16 protein-coding genes and 1 pseudogene are annotated in these 16,417 nt (G+C 56.5%); 8 read left to right on the forward strand and 9 right to left on the reverse strand.

The window, feature by feature from the left end; genetic code table 11:
• Positions 1-324: 324 nt before the first annotated feature.
• Positions 325-723 (forward strand): BLUF domain-containing protein, encoded by a 399-nt coding sequence (locus ACN0VD_RS16385; RefSeq protein ID WP_417596213.1) that lies wholly within the window; start codon positions 325-327, stop codon positions 721-723.
• Between the two features lie 27 nt (positions 724-750).
• On the opposite strand, the gene ilvC is transcribed toward ACN0VD_RS16385, so the two are convergent.
• From ilvC to miaA, 4 genes are all read right to left on the reverse strand, one after another.
• Positions 751-1,770 (reverse strand): ketol-acid reductoisomerase, encoded by a 1,020-nt coding sequence (gene ilvC / locus ACN0VD_RS16390; RefSeq protein ID WP_417596215.1) that lies wholly within the window; start codon positions 1,768-1,770, stop codon positions 751-753.
• Between the two features lie 88 nt (positions 1,771-1,858).
• Positions 1,859-2,374, reverse strand: coding sequence for an acetolactate synthase small subunit (gene ilvN, locus ACN0VD_RS16395; RefSeq protein ID WP_417596217.1), 516 nt, complete (start codon positions 2,372-2,374; stop codon positions 1,859-1,861).
• Positions 2,374-4,119, reverse strand: coding sequence for a biosynthetic-type acetolactate synthase large subunit (ilvB, locus tag ACN0VD_RS16400; protein ID WP_417596219.1), 1,746 nt, complete (start codon positions 4,117-4,119; stop codon positions 2,374-2,376). Before ilvB ends, ilvN begins: the two co-directional genes overlap by 1 nt.
• A 119-nt stretch (positions 4,120-4,238) precedes the next feature.
• The gene (gene miaA, locus ACN0VD_RS16405; protein WP_417596221.1) at positions 4,239-5,174 is read right to left on the reverse strand and encodes a tRNA (adenosine(37)-N6)-dimethylallyltransferase MiaA; all 936 of its coding nucleotides are present in this window, start codon (positions 5,172-5,174) and stop codon (positions 4,239-4,241) included.
• Between miaA and serB the strand changes: the two genes are divergently transcribed.
• Positions 5,167-6,048 (forward strand): phosphoserine phosphatase SerB, encoded by an 882-nt coding sequence (gene serB, locus ACN0VD_RS16410; RefSeq protein WP_417596223.1) that lies wholly within the window; start codon positions 5,167-5,169, stop codon positions 6,046-6,048. The two genes, miaA and serB, sit on opposite strands and share 8 nt — an antisense overlap.
• A gap of 6 nt (positions 6,049-6,054) precedes the next feature.
• On the opposite strand, the gene ACN0VD_RS16415 is transcribed toward serB, so the two are convergent.
• Positions 6,055-7,074 (reverse strand): SPOR domain-containing protein, encoded by a 1,020-nt coding sequence (locus tag ACN0VD_RS16415; protein WP_417596225.1) that lies wholly within the window; start codon positions 7,072-7,074, stop codon positions 6,055-6,057.
• A 261-nt stretch (positions 7,075-7,335) separates the two neighbouring features.
• On the opposite strand from ACN0VD_RS16415, the gene ACN0VD_RS16420 reads away from it, so the two are divergent.
• Genes ACN0VD_RS16420 through ACN0VD_RS16430 form a run of 3 tightly spaced genes read left to right on the forward strand, consistent with a single transcriptional unit; the run spans position 7,336 to position 10,237 of the window.
• The gene (locus tag ACN0VD_RS16420; RefSeq protein WP_417596227.1) at positions 7,336-8,058 is read left to right on the forward strand and encodes an AAA family ATPase; all 723 of its coding nucleotides are present in this window, start codon (positions 7,336-7,338) and stop codon (positions 8,056-8,058) included.
• A 17-nt stretch (positions 8,059-8,075) separates the two neighbouring features.
• A complete protein-coding gene (locus ACN0VD_RS16425; protein ID WP_417596229.1) occupies positions 8,076-8,732 on the forward strand; it encodes a hypothetical protein in 657 nt (218 codons plus the stop codon).
• 59 nt (positions 8,733-8,791) lie between these two features.
• Complete coding sequence (locus tag ACN0VD_RS16430; RefSeq protein WP_417596231.1) at positions 8,792-10,237, forward strand: SPOR domain-containing protein; 1,446 nt, start codon at positions 8,792-8,794, stop codon at positions 10,235-10,237.
• Positions 10,238-10,267: 30 nt separating this feature from the next.
• Here ACN0VD_RS16430 and ACN0VD_RS16435 read toward each other — a convergent pair whose 3' ends face one another.
• From ACN0VD_RS16435 to ACN0VD_RS16450, 4 genes are read right to left on the reverse strand one after another with little or no spacing between them, the layout of a single operon-like run.
• The gene (locus ACN0VD_RS16435; protein ID WP_417596233.1) at positions 10,268-11,488 is read right to left on the reverse strand and encodes a dihydroorotase; all 1,221 of its coding nucleotides are present in this window, start codon (positions 11,486-11,488) and stop codon (positions 10,268-10,270) included.
• Positions 11,485-12,477 (reverse strand): aspartate carbamoyltransferase catalytic subunit, encoded by a 993-nt coding sequence (locus tag ACN0VD_RS16440; RefSeq protein WP_417596235.1) that lies wholly within the window; start codon positions 12,475-12,477, stop codon positions 11,485-11,487. Before ACN0VD_RS16440 ends, ACN0VD_RS16435 begins: the two co-directional genes overlap by 4 nt.
• Before the next feature lie 22 nt (positions 12,478-12,499).
• Positions 12,500-12,976, reverse strand: a complete 477-nt coding sequence (gene ruvX / locus ACN0VD_RS16445) for a Holliday junction resolvase RuvX (protein ID WP_417596243.1) — start codon at positions 12,974-12,976, stop codon at positions 12,500-12,502.
• Entirely contained in the window at positions 12,961-14,085 is a 1,125-nt protein-coding gene (locus ACN0VD_RS16450) for a DUF3089 domain-containing protein (protein ID WP_417596237.1), read from the reverse strand. The genes ruvX and ACN0VD_RS16450 overlap by 16 nt, the downstream gene beginning before the upstream one ends.
• Before the next feature lie 128 nt (positions 14,086-14,213).
• Here ACN0VD_RS16450 and gatC point away from each other — a divergent pair, with 128 nt between their 5' ends.
• The 3 genes and pseudogenes from gatC to gatB form a co-directional block, all read left to right on the forward strand.
• A complete protein-coding gene (gene gatC / locus ACN0VD_RS16455; RefSeq protein ID WP_417596239.1) occupies positions 14,214-14,501 on the forward strand; it encodes an Asp-tRNA(Asn)/Glu-tRNA(Gln) amidotransferase subunit GatC in 288 nt (95 codons plus the stop codon).
• A 100-nt stretch (positions 14,502-14,601) separates the two neighbouring features.
• Positions 14,602-16,086, forward strand: coding sequence for an Asp-tRNA(Asn)/Glu-tRNA(Gln) amidotransferase subunit GatA (gene gatA / locus ACN0VD_RS16460; protein WP_417596241.1), 1,485 nt, complete (start codon positions 14,602-14,604; stop codon positions 16,084-16,086).
• A gap of 2 nt (positions 16,087-16,088) precedes the next feature.
• A pseudogene (gatB, locus tag ACN0VD_RS16465) lies at positions 16,089-16,417 on the forward strand (Asp-tRNA(Asn)/Glu-tRNA(Gln) amidotransferase GatCAB subunit B); the annotation flags it as partial.

Consider the following 16,417-nt stretch of genomic DNA (forward strand, 5'->3'; position numbering starts at 1 on the left):
GGCGTATAAGTCGTAGTAGCAGAAGAGCTTTTGGCCGTTTCATGCAGCCCTATCTATTCGGACTGACAGGTAAATCACCTATGTCGGACGACTTTTTTTTGAGCGGCCACAATTTTTTTATCGGTGGAGCGACACCCGGGTGGGGCCCCGGGATCATCGGCGAGCCTTCACGCGGCTCGCGCGGATCGACAGGCAATAGCGGCAGATGGTAACGAGACGATGCGGATTATTGTCGTAGGAAATCGAATTTTTTACGATATGTTGTAATCCTGTACGGTAGATATAGGATCAAAATCTGTTCGAGGCCACGGAAGGGACTGTGGAATGTATCGACTCGTTTATATGAGCACGCCCCGGCGCCCGCTATCGGGTGAAGAGCTAACGGGAATCCTGGCCGCGGCGACAAAAAACAATGATCGAAACGGAATCACCGGCATATTGATCCAGGATCAAAAGCGTTTTTTGCAGTATCTTGAAGGGGATCAAGGCCGGGTCGAGCAAACATTTGCACGAATATCCATGGATCCCCGTCATCATGCGATTTTCCGGCTGAAGAGCGGTCTGATTGTCCGGAGACAGTTCCCCGGATGGAGCATGGCGTCAAAAACGGTTGATCATAGTGCCAGCCTGACCAGTGCGGTGAGGGAACTGGTAAAAGGCTGTGACCGTGACGTTGCAGAAGAATTGTTGAGCTTCGCTGCGGCTCGTGACCGGGCAACCTGACATTCAGTCACCCGGTCCCGCTGCCTTTTAGTTCTTTTCTTTATCAACCAGCTTGTTGGCGCCGATCCATGGCATCATGGCGCGGAGCTGAGCACCGGTTTCCTCGATCGGATGCGCGGCAGCCTGCTTGCGTGCCGCTTTCAGTTCCGGCTGTCCGGCGCGGTTGTCGAGCACGAAATTTTTCACGAAACGGCCTGACTGGATGTCCGCCAATATCCGCTTCATCTCCGCCTTGGTTTCCGAAGTGATGACCCGAGGACCACTGGTGATATCGCCATATTCTGCGGTGTTGGAGATTGAATAACGCATATTCGCAATCCCGCCTTCATAGAGCAGGTCGACGATCAACTTGGTTTCATGCAGACATTCGAAATAGGCCATTTCCGGAGCATAGCCGGCTTCGGTCAGGGTTTCGAAGCCTGCCTGGATCAGATGGGTGATACCACCGCACAGCACCGCTTGTTCACCGAACAGATCGGTTTCGCATTCCTCGCGGAAATTGGTTTCGATGATACCCGAACGGCCGCCGCCGACGCCCGATGCATAAGCGAGGGCAACATCATGGGCATTGCCGGACACATCGCGGTCAATCGCGATCAGGCAGGGAACACCGCCGCCGCGCTGATATTCGCTGCGCACCGTGTGGCCGGGGCCTTTGGGGGCAATCATGATCACGTCAAGATCTTCGCGTGGCTCGATCAGGCCGAAATGGACGTTGAGACCGTGAGCGAAGGCAAGGGCGGCGCCCTCTTTCATGTTCGCGTGCAGGTCATCGGCATAAATCGCAGCCTGATGCTCGTCCGGCGCGAGGACCATGACGATATCGGCCCATTTGGCCGCTTCTGCATTGGTCATAACCTTGAAACCGGCGCCTTCGGCCTTCTTCGCGGTGGCTGAACCGGCACGCAGAGCGATGGCTACGTCCTTGACGCCGCTGTCGCGGAGGTTCTGGGCATGGGCGTGGCCCTGGCTGCCGTAACCGACAATCGCGATTTTCTTTCCGGTGATCAGGCCGAGGTCAGCGTCGGCGTCATAGTAAACTTTCATTTTTCTTCCTTATAATCAAATGATTGCGAATAGGGTTAGAGCGCGTACAGCCGCCGGATTGGGCCGGTCTATATGCACAGAATATTGTTCATGCCGGCTCGGGGCCACGGCCAATGGCGACGACACCGGTGCGGCCAACTTCGACCAGACCAACCTCGCGCATCAGGCCGACGAATGTTTCGATCTTTTCCGGCGCGCCGGTGATTTCGAATATAAAGCTTTCGGTCGTCGCATCGACTACCCGGGCGCGGTAAATTTCTGCTAGTCGCATGGCTTCTATGCGATGCTCGCCCTTGCCTGCAACTTTCACCAGCGCAAGCTCGCGTTGGACATGCGGGCCTGATTCCGTCAGATCGCGTACGCTGTGCACGGGTACCAGACGCTCGAGTTGGGCAATGATCTGCTCGATAACATGGGGCGGGCCATTGGTGGCGATGGTGATCCGGCTGACAGCATGATCTTCGCTGATATCGGCAACGGTCAGGCTGTCGATATTATAGCCGCGCGCGGTAAACATACCCGCAATGCGCGCCAATATACCGGCTTCATTGTCAACCAGAACGGCGAGAACGTGACGTTCTACGGTTTCTTCGTCAATATGCATCAGACAAGGGCCTTTGCTTGATCGTCCATCGTACCCTTTACATCGGCTTCGGTGAGAAGCATCTCCGTATGGGCGGCGCCGGACGGGATCATCGGGAAGCAGTTTGCCAGTTTTGCGACCCGGCAATCGACCAGTACGGGGCCATCGGTTTCCAGCATTTTCTGTATGCCTGCGTCAAGACCTGCCGCATCCTCGATCCGGATACCGGTCCAGTCATAGCTTTCCGCAAGCTTCACAAAATCAGGCAGACTATCGCTATAACTATTTGAATAACGGCTTTCGTAGGTCAATTCCTGCCACTGGCGAACCATTCCCATATATTCGTTGTTGAGGATGAATATCTTCACCGGCAGGCGATATTGGCTGGCGGTGCCAAGTTCCTGAATATTCATCTGGATCGAGGCTTCACCTGCGATATCGATCACCAGCGCGTCCGGATTACCCAGTTGTGCACCGATCGCGGCAGGCAGGCCATAGCCCATGGTGCCGAGACCGCCACTGGTCAGCCATTTATTCGGGCTTTCGAAATCGAAATGCTGGGCGGCCCACATCTGGTGCTGTCCGACCTCGGTGGTGATGATCGGTTCGCGTTCATGGGTGGCGCGCCACAAGCTGCGGATGGCCTCCTGTGGCATGATTTCCTTTTTGCCTTCGGGATATTCCAGGCAGTTGGTTGCCCGCCATCCCTTAATCCGTGACCACCATTCGTCATAGCCCGGCGCTACAAAACGGCGGCCTTTCATGACCGCGAGCAACTGCTCCATGACCCGACCGACATCGCCCACAATCGGCAGATCAACGCGGATGGTCTTGTTGATCGACGACCGGTCAATATCGACGTGGATTTTCTTGCTGTTTGGAGAAAATGCGTCGATCCGACCGGTTATCCGATCGTCAAAACGGGCCCCCAGGCAGACCACGAGGTCGGCCTTGTTCATCGCCATATTGGCTTCAAAAGTGCCGTGCATGCCTAGCATGCCGAGCCATTTGTCGGACGAAGCCGGAAATGCACCCAGGCCCATCAGCGTCGTGGTTACCGGGCATCCCAGCAATTCGGCCAGCTCCCGCAGGGTCTCGCTAGCTTTCGGACCACTGTTGATGATCCCGCCACCCGTATAGAGGATCGGCGCTTTCGCGTTCATGATCATTTCGGCGGCGGCGTTGATTGCCTTAAAGTCACCCTCGGTCTGGGGCTGATAGCGGGTGTTGGTCCTGGTCGCATTGCTGCTATATTCTGCTGCAGCAACCTGGACATTCTTGGGAATATCGATGACCACCGGACCCGGCCGGCCCTGGGTGGCGATATGAAAGGCTTCCTGTACAACCTGTGCCAGATCGGAAGGCTTTTTCACCAGATAATTATGTTTGGTACAATGGCGCGTGATACCGACCGTATCGGCCTCCTGAAAGGCATCCGTGCCGATCAGATTGGTTGCGACCTGACCGGTGATGACGACCATCGGGATGCTGTCCATCAGGGCATCAGTAATACCGGTAACGGCGTTGGTCGCACCCGGGCCGGATGTTACCAGCACGACGCCCGGCTTGCCGGTCGAGCGGGCATAGCCTTCCGCAGCATGGGTTGCGGCCTGCTCGTGACGGACCAGAATATGCTTGATTTTCGGATGTTCGTAAAGCGCATCGTAGATTGGCAAAACGGCACCACCCGGATAGCCGAAAACGGTATCCACACCCAGGTTCAGCAGGGTTTCGACCAATATATCGGCGCCGCTCTGTTCGGCCACATCATGCTCCATTAACTGTCTGTTTTGCATTGCGGCCTCGCCATGATGCACCGCAGCACAATAGGCAAGGCTTAGTTGATTTGGGGGTCGCTACATATTTGAATATGTTATGTCAAGGACTAATCATGTAATATAATTTCAAATATACTATCAAAATAATTATTTAATGGCTTTTCAAGTCTTGGCCATAACGGAGGGCTCTGATTGCGGAACCAGGTATATTGTCGCTTGGCATATCGCCGCGTGACGGTCTGCGCGCGCTCTATAGCCACTTCCCGGCTGAGGTCGCCAGTCAGCCAACCGGCGATCTCGGCGACCCCGATCGCCCGCATGACCGGTTGGTTCGCTGGCAGATTGCGCGCCAGCAGCGCCTCCACCTCTTCTCTCGCGCCGCCGTCAATCATCTGATGCAGCCGCAGGTCACAACGCTGGTAAAGCCATTCGCGCGGGGGCAGCATCACCAGCGGGTGCAACCGGATGTCATCGGCAATGCCGCCAACCTTGCGCTTCTGCCAGTGGTCCAGCGGTTGGCCGGTAGACTCGATGACCTCCAGCGCGCGTTGAACACGGGTGGTGTCTGTCGAATTCAGGCGTTCCGCAGAGACCGGGTCGAGCTTTTGCAGTGCCTGATATGCTTCCAATGTTTCCATTTTACGGATGGATTGACGAATTCCCGGATCGATTTCGGGAATCGGAGCAATGCCATCAAGCAGGATCCGGACGTACATACCGGTGCCACCCACCAATATCGGCAGGAGGTCATTGCCATGTGCGTCCGCGATTGCCGTTCTGGCATCGCGCGCCCAGCGTGCAGCGGAGCAGGATTCACTGCCATCGATATAACCAAAAAGCTTGTGCTCGGTTTCGCCCATTTCCGCTGTGCTTGGCCGTGCACTCAAAATCTGGAGATCCGAGTAAACCTGGGCGCTATCCGCATTGATGATCACCGAGGGTTGCTTTTTGGCAATCTCCAATGCCAAGGCGGACTTACCGCTCGCCGTTGGTCCGACGACCAGCGCGACGTTCTTGTACAGTTTTGGAGAAATCATGTTCATCGCGACCCTCATAGCAAAAGATTCTCTGAATGAGAGAGATATTCAATCTGCGGTTTCCAGCCTCGAGGCGGTCGACGCCGTGATCGTCCGTCAATCGGAGATCGTCGACGGGCGCGTGGTCGATATTTTCTTCGAAGGCGATCCTGTTGCCGCGCGCCGGCATCTCGAACTGATAGGGAATGAAATTGACGTTGCGGTGCAACCGGAAGCCAATCGCCTCAAGAAACTGCTGATTTCCGATATGGACAGCACCATGATTACCATCGAATGTATCGACGAACTGGCAGATTATGCCGGTATAAAGCCGCAAATCGCGGAAATCACCGAACGGGCAATGCAGGGCGAACTGGATTTTGAAGAAGCGCTGCGGGGCAGGGTGGCGCTGCTCAGGGGACTTGATACGGCGGCGATCCAGCAATGTCTGGACGAACGGGTAAAAATCATGCCGGGCGCGGAGAATCTTGTGCGGACAATGACCGGGCGCGGTGCCCTGACCATTCTCGTTTCGGGCGGGTTCACGAAATTTGCGAAGCCCGTCGCGCAAGCCATTGGGTTTGAGTCATTTTACGCCAATGTTCTGGGAGTAGAAGACGGCCTGCTGACCGGCGGACTGGACGGACCGATTGTCGACTCGTCCCGCAAGGTGGAATTGCTCCAGTCGGCTGCCGATGCGGCGACGCTGCCGCTGGAGCAGTGCATCGCGGTCGGCGATGGTGCGAATGATATTCCCATGCTCCAACGGGCGGGGCTGGGGATTGCCTATCATGCGAAGCCAAAAGCCGCCGAGGCGGCGGATGTCGCGATCCGATATAATGATTTGACCGCTTTGCTCTATATTCAGGGTTTGGCGTCGGACCAGTGGGTCACCGGATAGCTGTCCCTAGCGCCGTTTCGAAATACAGTCATTGCCGGTGGCTTTTACGCTGCTGCATGTCGCTTCTGCCTGCGCGCGGGTACCAAATGGTCCCGCCTGTAGCCGTGTAATATTGCCAGCTCGCACAAGATAAGGCTGCATTCCTTTCAGGGCAGCAACACTTCCCTCCAGCCTGGTCCACAGGGTCTTGGCCTTGTTTTCATCGCTAAAGGCACCGAGTTGCACGCGCCAGTCACCGCTCGCCGCCGCACGAACCGGAGCCGAAGTCGCAACTGGCGCTGCAGGCGCAGGCGTCGTCGGGCCGGGTGCATAGGTTACGCCGGGAGTGATCGGGTCGGGCGTCGGGACTGCCGTGGAGGTGGCGGGGCGAGAGGGTGGCAATTGTGCGGTCTGCACGGCGCTCGTCGACGGGATCGGTCGCAGGCCACCGGTTTGCGCTGCCCGGACCCGCTTCTCATCCTGTTCCATCTGGCCTGCCAGTTCGATAGCGCGCCGCCGGTCTTCGACCGGAATGAAACGATCCATCTGGGCGAGATTGGAAGTTGCCTGCGGTAGTTCCTGGGCCGATGCACGGGTCATGAGGGCATAAGCCTTGATCCAGTCCTTTTCTACAAAATCACCGTTGAAATGGCCAGTACCGAGAACATATTGAGCCCGCGGCTCTCCGCGCTTGGCGGAGGCCTGCAAATAGGGCAGGGCTTCCTTGCGGCGGTTATTCTGAAACAGGATCAGACCATAATTGTCATTGGCCTGCAAATGGCCTTGATCGGCAGCGGTCTTATACCATTTTTCGGCCTGCCCGAGATCCTGCGGAACGCCGCGGCCGAGTTTATAGGCTTGTGCAAGATTGAATTGCGCATCGGCATCCCCGGCCGCAGCGGGGCCGCGCCATTCATTTATCGCAGTCGCATAATCACCGCGTCCCCATGCATCGACGCCAGCTTTCACATCGGCCAGCGCCGGTGTCGAAACCGCAACAAGCATGATGCCAAGCAAATGAGTGATGGGATGATTGGCCTTTTTCATGGTCTATTCCTTGGTGATCAAATAACAATTGCAATATGATGTTAGCCGTTCCCTTAGTGCTAAACCGCCGGAACTCTTGAAGTCTAGCAAAAACTGGAGGCAAGGGGTCAGCGATTTTCCGAGCCGGTGATGCAAAAGTTTATTACAAATCCGGAACTCGTCGTGATTTTGTTAACCCTATTTTAGCCCTGCTCTGTCACAAAAGCACCTGAATAGAAATTTTAGGGCAATTTTTTGCCCGTGATGGATAAGGGGAAGAGCGTGCGAGTTCTAGCGATGGCATCGCAAAAAGGCGGCTCTGGCAAGACAACATTGTCGGGCCATCTGGCTGTACAGGCGCAATTGGCCGGGGCTGGCCCCGTTGTGTTGATCGATATCGATCCGCAGGGTTCACTCGCTGACTGGTGGAACGAGCGGGAGGCAGATTTGCCGGCATTCGCGCAAACCACCGTTTCGCGGCTTGCTTCCGATCTTGCGATCTTGCGCCAACAGGGCTTCAAGCTGGCTGTCATCGACACCCCGCCGGCAATCACCATGGCGATCCAGAGCGTGATCTCGGTCGCCGAACTTATCGTAATCCCGACCCGCCCAAGTCCTCATGATCTCAGGGCTGTTGGGGCGACTGTCGACCTCTGCGAACGAGCAGGAAAGCCTCTGCTTTTTGTCGTGAACGGCGCGACTCCGAAAGCCAAGATTACCTCGGAAGCCGCGGTGGCACTGTCACAGCACGGCACCGTGGCACCGGTTACCATCCACCATCGCACTGATTTTGCCGGTTCCATGATTGACGGCCGCACGGTGATGGAAGTTGATCCAAAAGGGCGGTCCGCACAGGAAGTCGTCCATCTTTGGTCCTATATTTCTGATCGTCTTGAAAAGAATTTTCGCCGGACAATCTTCAGTGCGCCCGCGATGGCGCAAAATGTCAATCCAGGTATTCAGCGCCCAGGCGGTAATTTTGGCCGCCGGGTTGTTGGATCGTGATGGCAGAGGCAAAAAAAATGAGCGAACCAAAACCACAGGCTTCTCTTTCGTCCAGTTTGTTGGCCCGAAAAGGTGGGGCAAAGCCGGCGATGCGCCGTCAGGGCTTTACCCATTTTCCCGATCATTCACAAAATCACGATAGTGATGAACATGAAGATCTGGGATGGAATGATATGGGATATGATGTTGACCCGGATCATGACGCACATCCGGTTGAACATATTCACCATAATCCGTTGGCAGGTGCAATCCCGAATCCCGGCTCTGTCGTCAGACATCAGCAGGAAGAAATTGCAGCCAAATTAGGCAAGAAGCCGGTCGCCGAAACGAAGACGCAGGCGACCGACAAAAAGCCTGCTGCGGCGCCTGTGCCTGTATCGATTTCCCGCGAAGTTGAGCCACTGGCTGAGAATTCAGCAATATTGGAAGCGGCCAGCAAGCAAAAGCGTGTGACCAAGAAATCGCGTCCGGCCAAGAAATCCCGGACCCGTAAGGCAACAACAGCATTCACCTTGCGGATGGACCCGGACCGGCATTTGAAATTGCGGTTGGCAACGGCGGTAAAAAACACCTCGGCGCAGCAATTGGTAACCAAAGCTGTGGATGAATATTTGAGGTCTATCCCCGAATTGGATGAACTGGCCGAGCGCATTCCATCGCGCGGGGCTGCTTAAACAGGGCTTGAAGTAAGTTTTGAACGAAAACGACTGACTATTATTGCGAGGGCATAGAAATGAAACGCGATGTGATTTTGAAAATGGCTGCTTCCTCCATGGTGTTCGCCACCGTGTTGACCGGTTGCGGTCCTTTTGGCGGCGGCTCTGTTGCCTCCGTATCGAATAAACCGGCAACGGTTAAAGATGGCGCCAAATATGCCAAAAAGGCTAAAAAGGCGCTGGCGAAGGGCAATATCGACGCGGCGATTACCTATGCCGAGCGTTCGGTTGCGGGTGTTGGCAGCGATCCTGAAACCCGGGCGCTTCTGGGTCAGGCTTATTTGGCCGCTGGGCGCATGGCTTCTGCGGAACGCAGCTTTTTGGATGCCATGGAACTTGGCAAATCCGACGCTCGAACGATCCTCAGTCTGAGTCTGGCTCAACTGGGTCAAGGCAAAGCGGATCAGGCGAAGACCTTGGTGGTCAACAATCGTCAGTATATTCCGGCCGCTGATTACGGTCTTGCTCTGGCGCTTGCTGGCGACAGCAAGACTGCGGTCGAGGTTCTGGAACAGGCTATTCGCGAAGATAATGTTACCGGTCGCACCCGTCAGAACCTTGGCCTGGCTTATGCTTTGGATGGGCGCTGGAAAGAAGCGAAGTTGATGGCTGTACAGGATGTCGCTCCGGCATCGGTCAATGACCGTGTCATGCAATGGGCCCAAATGGCTCGCCCTGGTGCCTATCAGACGCGCGTTGCTACGGTGCTGAACGTAACGCCCGTATCCAATGATCCCGGTCAACCGGTTCGACTGGCGCTTTCGCCAGCCCAGGTTCCGGTGAATGTGGCTGTGTCTTCCGAGCAGGACTATGAACGTGAAGTCGCCAGCTTTGACCGAAATAAGCCGCTTCCTGCGGTCGGACCAGCCCCGGCGGCTGCGGATGATATTGATTTACTGGCTGCAGAAAATAATGTGAAAGTGGCCAATGTTGAACTTCCTGCAAGCAAAGTTGCGGCGAAATCGTCCACCACCACACCGGTAATCAAGGCCGAAACAAAACCGGCTCGTGTAGCACCGCAGCCGAAATTTGCTGTCAAAAGCAACATGACAGATTCGGTCAAGTCCGCCGCTGCAGAACAGGTTCCTGCCGCTAAGCCGGCAATTCAGAGAGTCTCATACCAGCCGGCTGCAAAGCCTGCCGCTTCCATATCGGGAACCCATATGGTGCAATTGGGGGCTTTTTCCTCGCCCGAAAGCGCCAAACGCGCATGGGGTATCCTTTCGAGCAAGAATAGCGATCTGAAATCGTTTCAATATGCAAGCTCGCGGATCAATGTGAAGGGCAAGACCCTTTATCGCCTCGCGGCAATTGGTTTTGGCAACGAACAAACCGCCGAAGCGATGTGTGCAGGTATCAAGGCCAAGGGCAGCAACTGCATCGTACGGCATGCGCCAAGTGCTGTCAAAGCTGCTCCGGTACGGATGGCCAGCAAGGCACCAAAAAAACTCGCCTCGCGCTAGTCGATTGAAAATCGCATCAAGGCGGCGGTGCTAATAAGCCCTGCCGCCTTTATATATTGCGGTTACCCGGCCCTGAACCGGGAGTCCGTCAAAAGGCGTATTGCCGGCGGCCGCAGCCATTTTTCGGGTGTCCACCTGCCACGGACTGTCTTCGTCAACCAGAATGAAATCGGCTTGATACGCCGGGCACAGCAAGCCGGCATCGACGTCGAGAATTTTTGCCGGATTGGTGGATAAAAGCTCGAACAGACGGCCAATGGAAATTGTGCCATCGCGAACCAGCGTCAGCGAAAGTGCGAGCAGCGTCTCCGCACCGGCCATGCCCGGCGCGGCTTCTGCGTAGGGCAATCTTTTGTCCTCGGCGCCGCGGGGATCGTGGCCCGATGCAATCACATCAATCGTGCCATCTTTTATTGCCGTGATGCAGGCGAGACGGTCCTCTTCGCTGCGCAATGGCGGAGAGAGCCGGGTAAATGTGCGAAAATCATTGATCGCGATATCAGACAAAAGCAGATGCGCGGGCGTGATTCCGCAGGTTACCGGGAGATTATCGGCTTTGGCGGCGCAGATCAGGTCCAGCCCGTCTTTGGTGGTAACCTGACGAAAATGCACATGGGCTCCGGTCTCCCTGACCAGCGCGATATCCCGGGCGATGGAAACGGCTTCTGCGGCTGCTGTGGCGCTGGACAGACCCAGCCGGGTTGCGGTTTCTCCATTGGTCGCAACGGCACCAGCGGTCAGGCCCGCGTCCTCGCTATGGACAATCAGGGGCAGGTCCAGTGACCGGCAATATTGCATCAGCTTGAGCATTAGTCCGCTATCAGCGATCCATTGTCGACCGGTGGCAACCGCTTTGGCCCCTGATCGCTTCATCAAGCCTATTTCGGCGAGTTGTTTGCCTTCCAGCCCCTTGGTTGCGGCTGCGATCGGGTGCGACCAGAGGTCTGGTTTGCCTTCGACGGCATTATGCTTGATGATTGCCGGCAGATCGAGAACGGGAGCCTGGTCCGGCATCAATGCGGCGCGGGTGATCCCGCCATAATGAAAAGCCGGCTTGTCGATTGCGAATACCCCAAGATCGACGATGCCCGGCGCCAATAGGCGGCCTTTGCAGTCTATCGATTCACCGGGGTCGTGATCGGAGCTGTCGTCAGCCATGGCAATCCGGTCACCATCGACCACAAGGCGGCCTGCTTTGGGCTGTTCCTCGTCTGGCAAAATCAGACGTGCATTGGCGAAAACCTGCTTCATGACCATCCCTCCACACTTCGGGATTTGCGGGTAAGAATATCCAGGCAGGCCATCCGCACCGCAACCCCCATCTCGACCTGTTCGGTTATGGCGGAACGGGGCAGGTCATCGGCAACGTCGCTGTCGATTTCCACGCCGCGGTTCATCGGACCCGGGTGCATCACCAGCGCGTCCTTGTTGGCGAGATTCAGCCGTTCCCGGGTGAGACCATAGAGATAATGATATTCGCGCGGGCTGGGGATGAAATCACCGTTCATGCGCTCGTTCTGTAACCTCAGCATCATGACGACATCACTGCCATCCAGCGCTTCATCAAAATTGGTGAAGACCTCGACATTGAAGCGGTCAAGCGCGGCAGGGAGCAGCGACGGTGGAGCGCAAACCCTGACTTTTGCACCAAGCGTGGTCAGACAATAGATATTGGACCGCGCTACCCGGCTGTGCATCACGTCACCACAAATGGTAACGGTCAGTCCGCTGATCTCGCCCTTGCGCCGCTGGATGGTCAGAGCGTCGAGAAGCGCCTGCGTCGGATGTTCGTGGCTGCCGTCCCCGGCGTTGAGCACCGGACAGTCGACCTTGTCGGCAATCAGTTGCACCGCGCCGGAACTGCCATGACGGATAACGATTGCGTCCGCCTTCATCGCATTGAGCGTAACCGCCGTATCAATCAGCGTTTCGCCTTTCTTGATGCTGGATTGCGCCGCGTGCATGTTGACGACATCGGCGCCCATCCGTTTTCCGGCAATTTCAAAGGATAGCAGCGTTCTGGTGCTATTTTCAAAAAACGCGTTGATGACGGTCAGGCCGTCCAGCTTGTTGGCATGTTTGCTGGATTTTTTGTTGAGATCGACCCATTGCTTGGCCTCTTCTAGGAGAAACAATATCTCCCAGGGATGCAGCCCGGCAATACCCAATAGATGGCGATGGGGGAAAGCATCCGATCCGGCGGGAAAGGATTGCGATGATGCGGTTTTTTTCGATGTCATTAAAGCGGGTTCTATAGAGTCATCATGGCAGCGCGGCAAGCCTGTCGATGGCTCCCTGCAAAATATAGGCGGCGGCCATTTTGTCGACGACCTTGGCCCGTTTTTTGCGGCTGACGTCCGAGGCGATCAGGTCGCGGGTGACGGCCTGGGTGCTCCACCGTTCGTCCCAAAGCAAAATCGGCAGGCCGAGCGGTTTGAGATTTTGCGCAAAGGCTCGTGCGGCCTGAGTCTGTGGGCTCTGGCTGCCATCGAGATTGAGCGGCAGGCCGGCGACAAGCCCAACGATATTCTGCTCGGCAATCACCGTTTTGATCCGTTCCAGATCCTTGGAGAATTTACGGCGTTCGATCGTTTCGGCTGCCGTGGCGAAGGTCCAGTGCGAATCGCACAAGGCCATCCCGACGGTCTTGGTGCCGATATCGAGACCGAGCAGCCTGCCGCAATCGGGCAGTGCCGCATTGAACGCCGCGACATTATCAGAGATTAGCGTGCCAGAAATGCCATCATCCTCCGGCGTGCATCGGCGCGTATATTGGCCCAGAACAGACTGTAATCATAGACGTGGTAATTATTGCCGGGCAATGCATAGGGGCCGATGTCGGGTGGGTCACCGATCAGGAGAAAGCCCCGGTTATCACATCTTGCCGGTACCGATCCTGCGACCAGGCTGGCCTCGCTCAGATCATCATTGGGAACCAGAGTCCCGAGATTGGTCGTAGCCGGCGCAGAGGATTTGAGGTCGCCGTTGATCGGGTTGCTGCACAGCAATGCGGTGCCCTTGCGAGGTTCCCCATTAAAACCAATCGTGGTGTCATAGACTTGGATAATCCGCTCATAATCGGCGGGTTCTGCGAAGCTCTGCCAAGCCAGGATACAACCGGTCTGGTCGGGCGTTTCGCAAGCTGCCAGCCCCATTTCAGGGATATCCGCATCGACCGAGACCGGCCAGCCGACGACATAAGCGGCGACAATCCGGTTTGCGAGCGGCGTCCCCGCGACCCGGTCCTTGAGCAAATTGGTGAGATGCAGGCTACCCTGACTGTGTCCCGCCAAGATAATCGGCTGATCGCTGGGGATTTCGGCAACAAAATAGTCAAAGGCCGCAAGCACATCCTGATAGGCGGCATCCAGCGCTTGCTGGCCTTCAGGCTTGTCGGTCAGGAATGCACCGAGAGTCGCCTGGCGATAGCGCGGTGCCCAGACACTGCCGATGGCGTTGAACGCGCTGGCCTGACCGCGGAGGAAAATGCGCGCGCGGGCTTGCGATGCGTCGTCATCCAGCGGCGCGTTCCAGCGATCTTTCTTTAGAAAGGAGGTAGGATGAATGAAAAAAACCGCAGCTTTCTTGTCCTCGGGCAAGGCTTCTTCCGAATCCTCATATCCTTCCGGAAGCCAGAGGGCAGGGTTGCCCTTGACCAGTTCCGGCCGCGCCAGCCACATGTCGCTATCGGCATAGACATTGGTTTCCAGCACTTCCTGGGCGGTGAATTCGGCGTCGGGCACGAAGGCCACTTCCATCAGCTCGTCGCCGTAGACTTGAAAAACAAACGCGCCAGCGAGCAGGAGGACGACCATGCCTGCAATAAAATAGAGAAATTTTCGAGCCAAAAGATACTCCAACCAATATGCTGCGACCTCAATCCGCTTGAAGCCGCTCCGCGCCAGTGCTAGCGGCGCTCGGTACACAATATTTATCCGTATTACCCGAAAAAAGATGAACTGAAAAAGAATGAGTCATGTCAATCGATAAGGAAACCGTCAAAAAGATCGCCAGCCTCTCGAGGATCGCGATTACCGAAACCGAAGCGGATGCCTTCGTGCCCGAGATCAACCAGATATTGGGTTGGGTCGAGCAACTGGGCGAAGTGGATTGTTCGAAGGTCGAACCGATGACGGCGGTGATCCCGAACAAATTGCGGCTGCGCGAGGATGTCGTTACCGACGGCGAGATTCGCGACAAGATTTTGGCCAACGCGCCCGTGGCCGAACATGGCTTTTTTGCAGTTCCCAAGGTGATTGAATAATGATGTTTCGGAAAGAAACCCCGTTCGCCCTGAGCCTGTCGAAGGGTGAAGTGGCGCGAACCAATGCTTCGACAAGCTCAGCACGAACGGAGCCAGTGCTATGACCGCAATTTTTGAACTGGGCATTGCGGGCATCCGCAGCGGAATTGCGGATGGCGATTTCACCGCAAAGGAAGTAGCAGAGACTTTCATCGCGCGGGTCAGTGCAGCCAAGCCGCTAAACGCATTTCTGGTCGAGACGCCGGAACATGCTCTGGCAGCGGCAGAAGCAACCGACAAGGCGAAGGCGGCGGGTGAAACCCTCGGCAAGATGGCAGGCGTACCGATCGGCATGAAGGATCTGTTCTGTACGCAAGGTGTTGAGACCACTGCGGCCAGCGGCATCCTGAAGGGCTTCGTTCCGCAATATGAATCGACCGTTTCGGCCAATCTGTTCAAGGCCGGTGCCGGAATGCTCGGCAAGCTCAACATGGACCAGTTTGCCATGGGGTCGTCCAACGAGACCAGCGCCTTCGGCAATGTCATCTCGCCCTGGCGGCGCAACGACGGCGGCAATAATGATCTGACTCCCGGCGGTTCGTCGGGCGGCAGCGCAGTAGTGGTGTCGGGCCGTATCGCTCCGGCAGCAACCGGCACCGATACCGGCGGATCGATTCGCCAGCCAGCGGCCTTTACCGGCATCACCGGTTTCAAGCCGACCTATGGACGTTGCTCGCGCTGGGGCACGATTGCCTTTGCCAGTTCGCTCGATCAGGCCGGACCGATGGCCCATGATGTTCGCGATTGCGCGATCATGCTTGGATCGATGGCCGGTTTCGATGCCAAGGATTCGACGTCCCTCGATCTGCCCGTCCCGGACTGGGAGGCGGCGCTCAGCAGCAATCTCGCGGGGAAGAAGATCGGTATTCCCAAGGAATATCGGGTCGAGAATATGCCGGCCGACATTGATGCGTTGTGGCAAAAAGGCATTGAAATGCTGAAAGATGCCGGCGCAACCATCGTCGATGTCTCGCTGCCGCACACCAAATATGCGTTGCCGGCTTACTATATCATCGCACCGGCCGAAGCATCGTCCAATCTCTCGCGCTATGATGGCGTGCGTTACGGTCTGCGGGATCTGCCGGACGGGGCAGGGTTACAGGACATGTATGCAGCGACCCGCGAAGCCGGTTTCGGACCGGAAGTGAAGCGCCGGATCATGATCGGTACCTATGTGCTCTCTGCTGGCTATTATGACGCTTATTACACCCAGGCACAGAAAGTCCGGACCCTGATCTCTCAGGATTTCGCAAAGGCCTGGAACAGCTGCGACCTGCTGCTGACCCCGACCGCGCCAAGCGCCGCCTTCGGCCTGGGCGAGAAAAACAGTGATCCGCTGGCCATGTATCTGAACGACGTGTTCACCGTGCCCAGTTCGCTGGCCGGTCTGCCCGCAATGTCGGTGCCTGCTGGCATAGACGGCAAGGGGCTTCCTTTGGGATTGCAGATCATTGGCAAGGCACTGGACGAACAGAGCGTGTTTAACGCTGGTTTGGCAATCGAAGAACGGGCTGGCTTCGTCGCCAAGCCTGAGCAGTGGTGGTAGAAATGACTGAATCAACATATCGTATCCAGGGCGGAACCGGCGAATGGGAGGTCGTGATCGGCCTCGAGGTTCACGCCCAGATCACCTCCGAATCGAAGCTCTTCTCCGGCGCTTCCACCGAATTTGGCGCGGAACCCAATACACAGGTCAGTCTGGTCGACGCGGCCATGCCCGGCATGTTGCCAACGCTAAACGCCGAATGCGTCCGTCAGGCGGTGCGCACCGGTCTCGCGATCAACGCCCAGATCAACAAATATTCGCGCTTCGACCGCAAGAATTATTTCTACGCCGATCTGCCGCAGGGCTACCAGATTTCCCAGCTTTATCACCC

The sequence above is a fragment of the Parasphingorhabdus sp. genome (genome assembly GCF_048267785.1).
GTDB lineage: Bacteria > Pseudomonadota > Alphaproteobacteria > Sphingomonadales > Sphingomonadaceae > Parasphingorhabdus.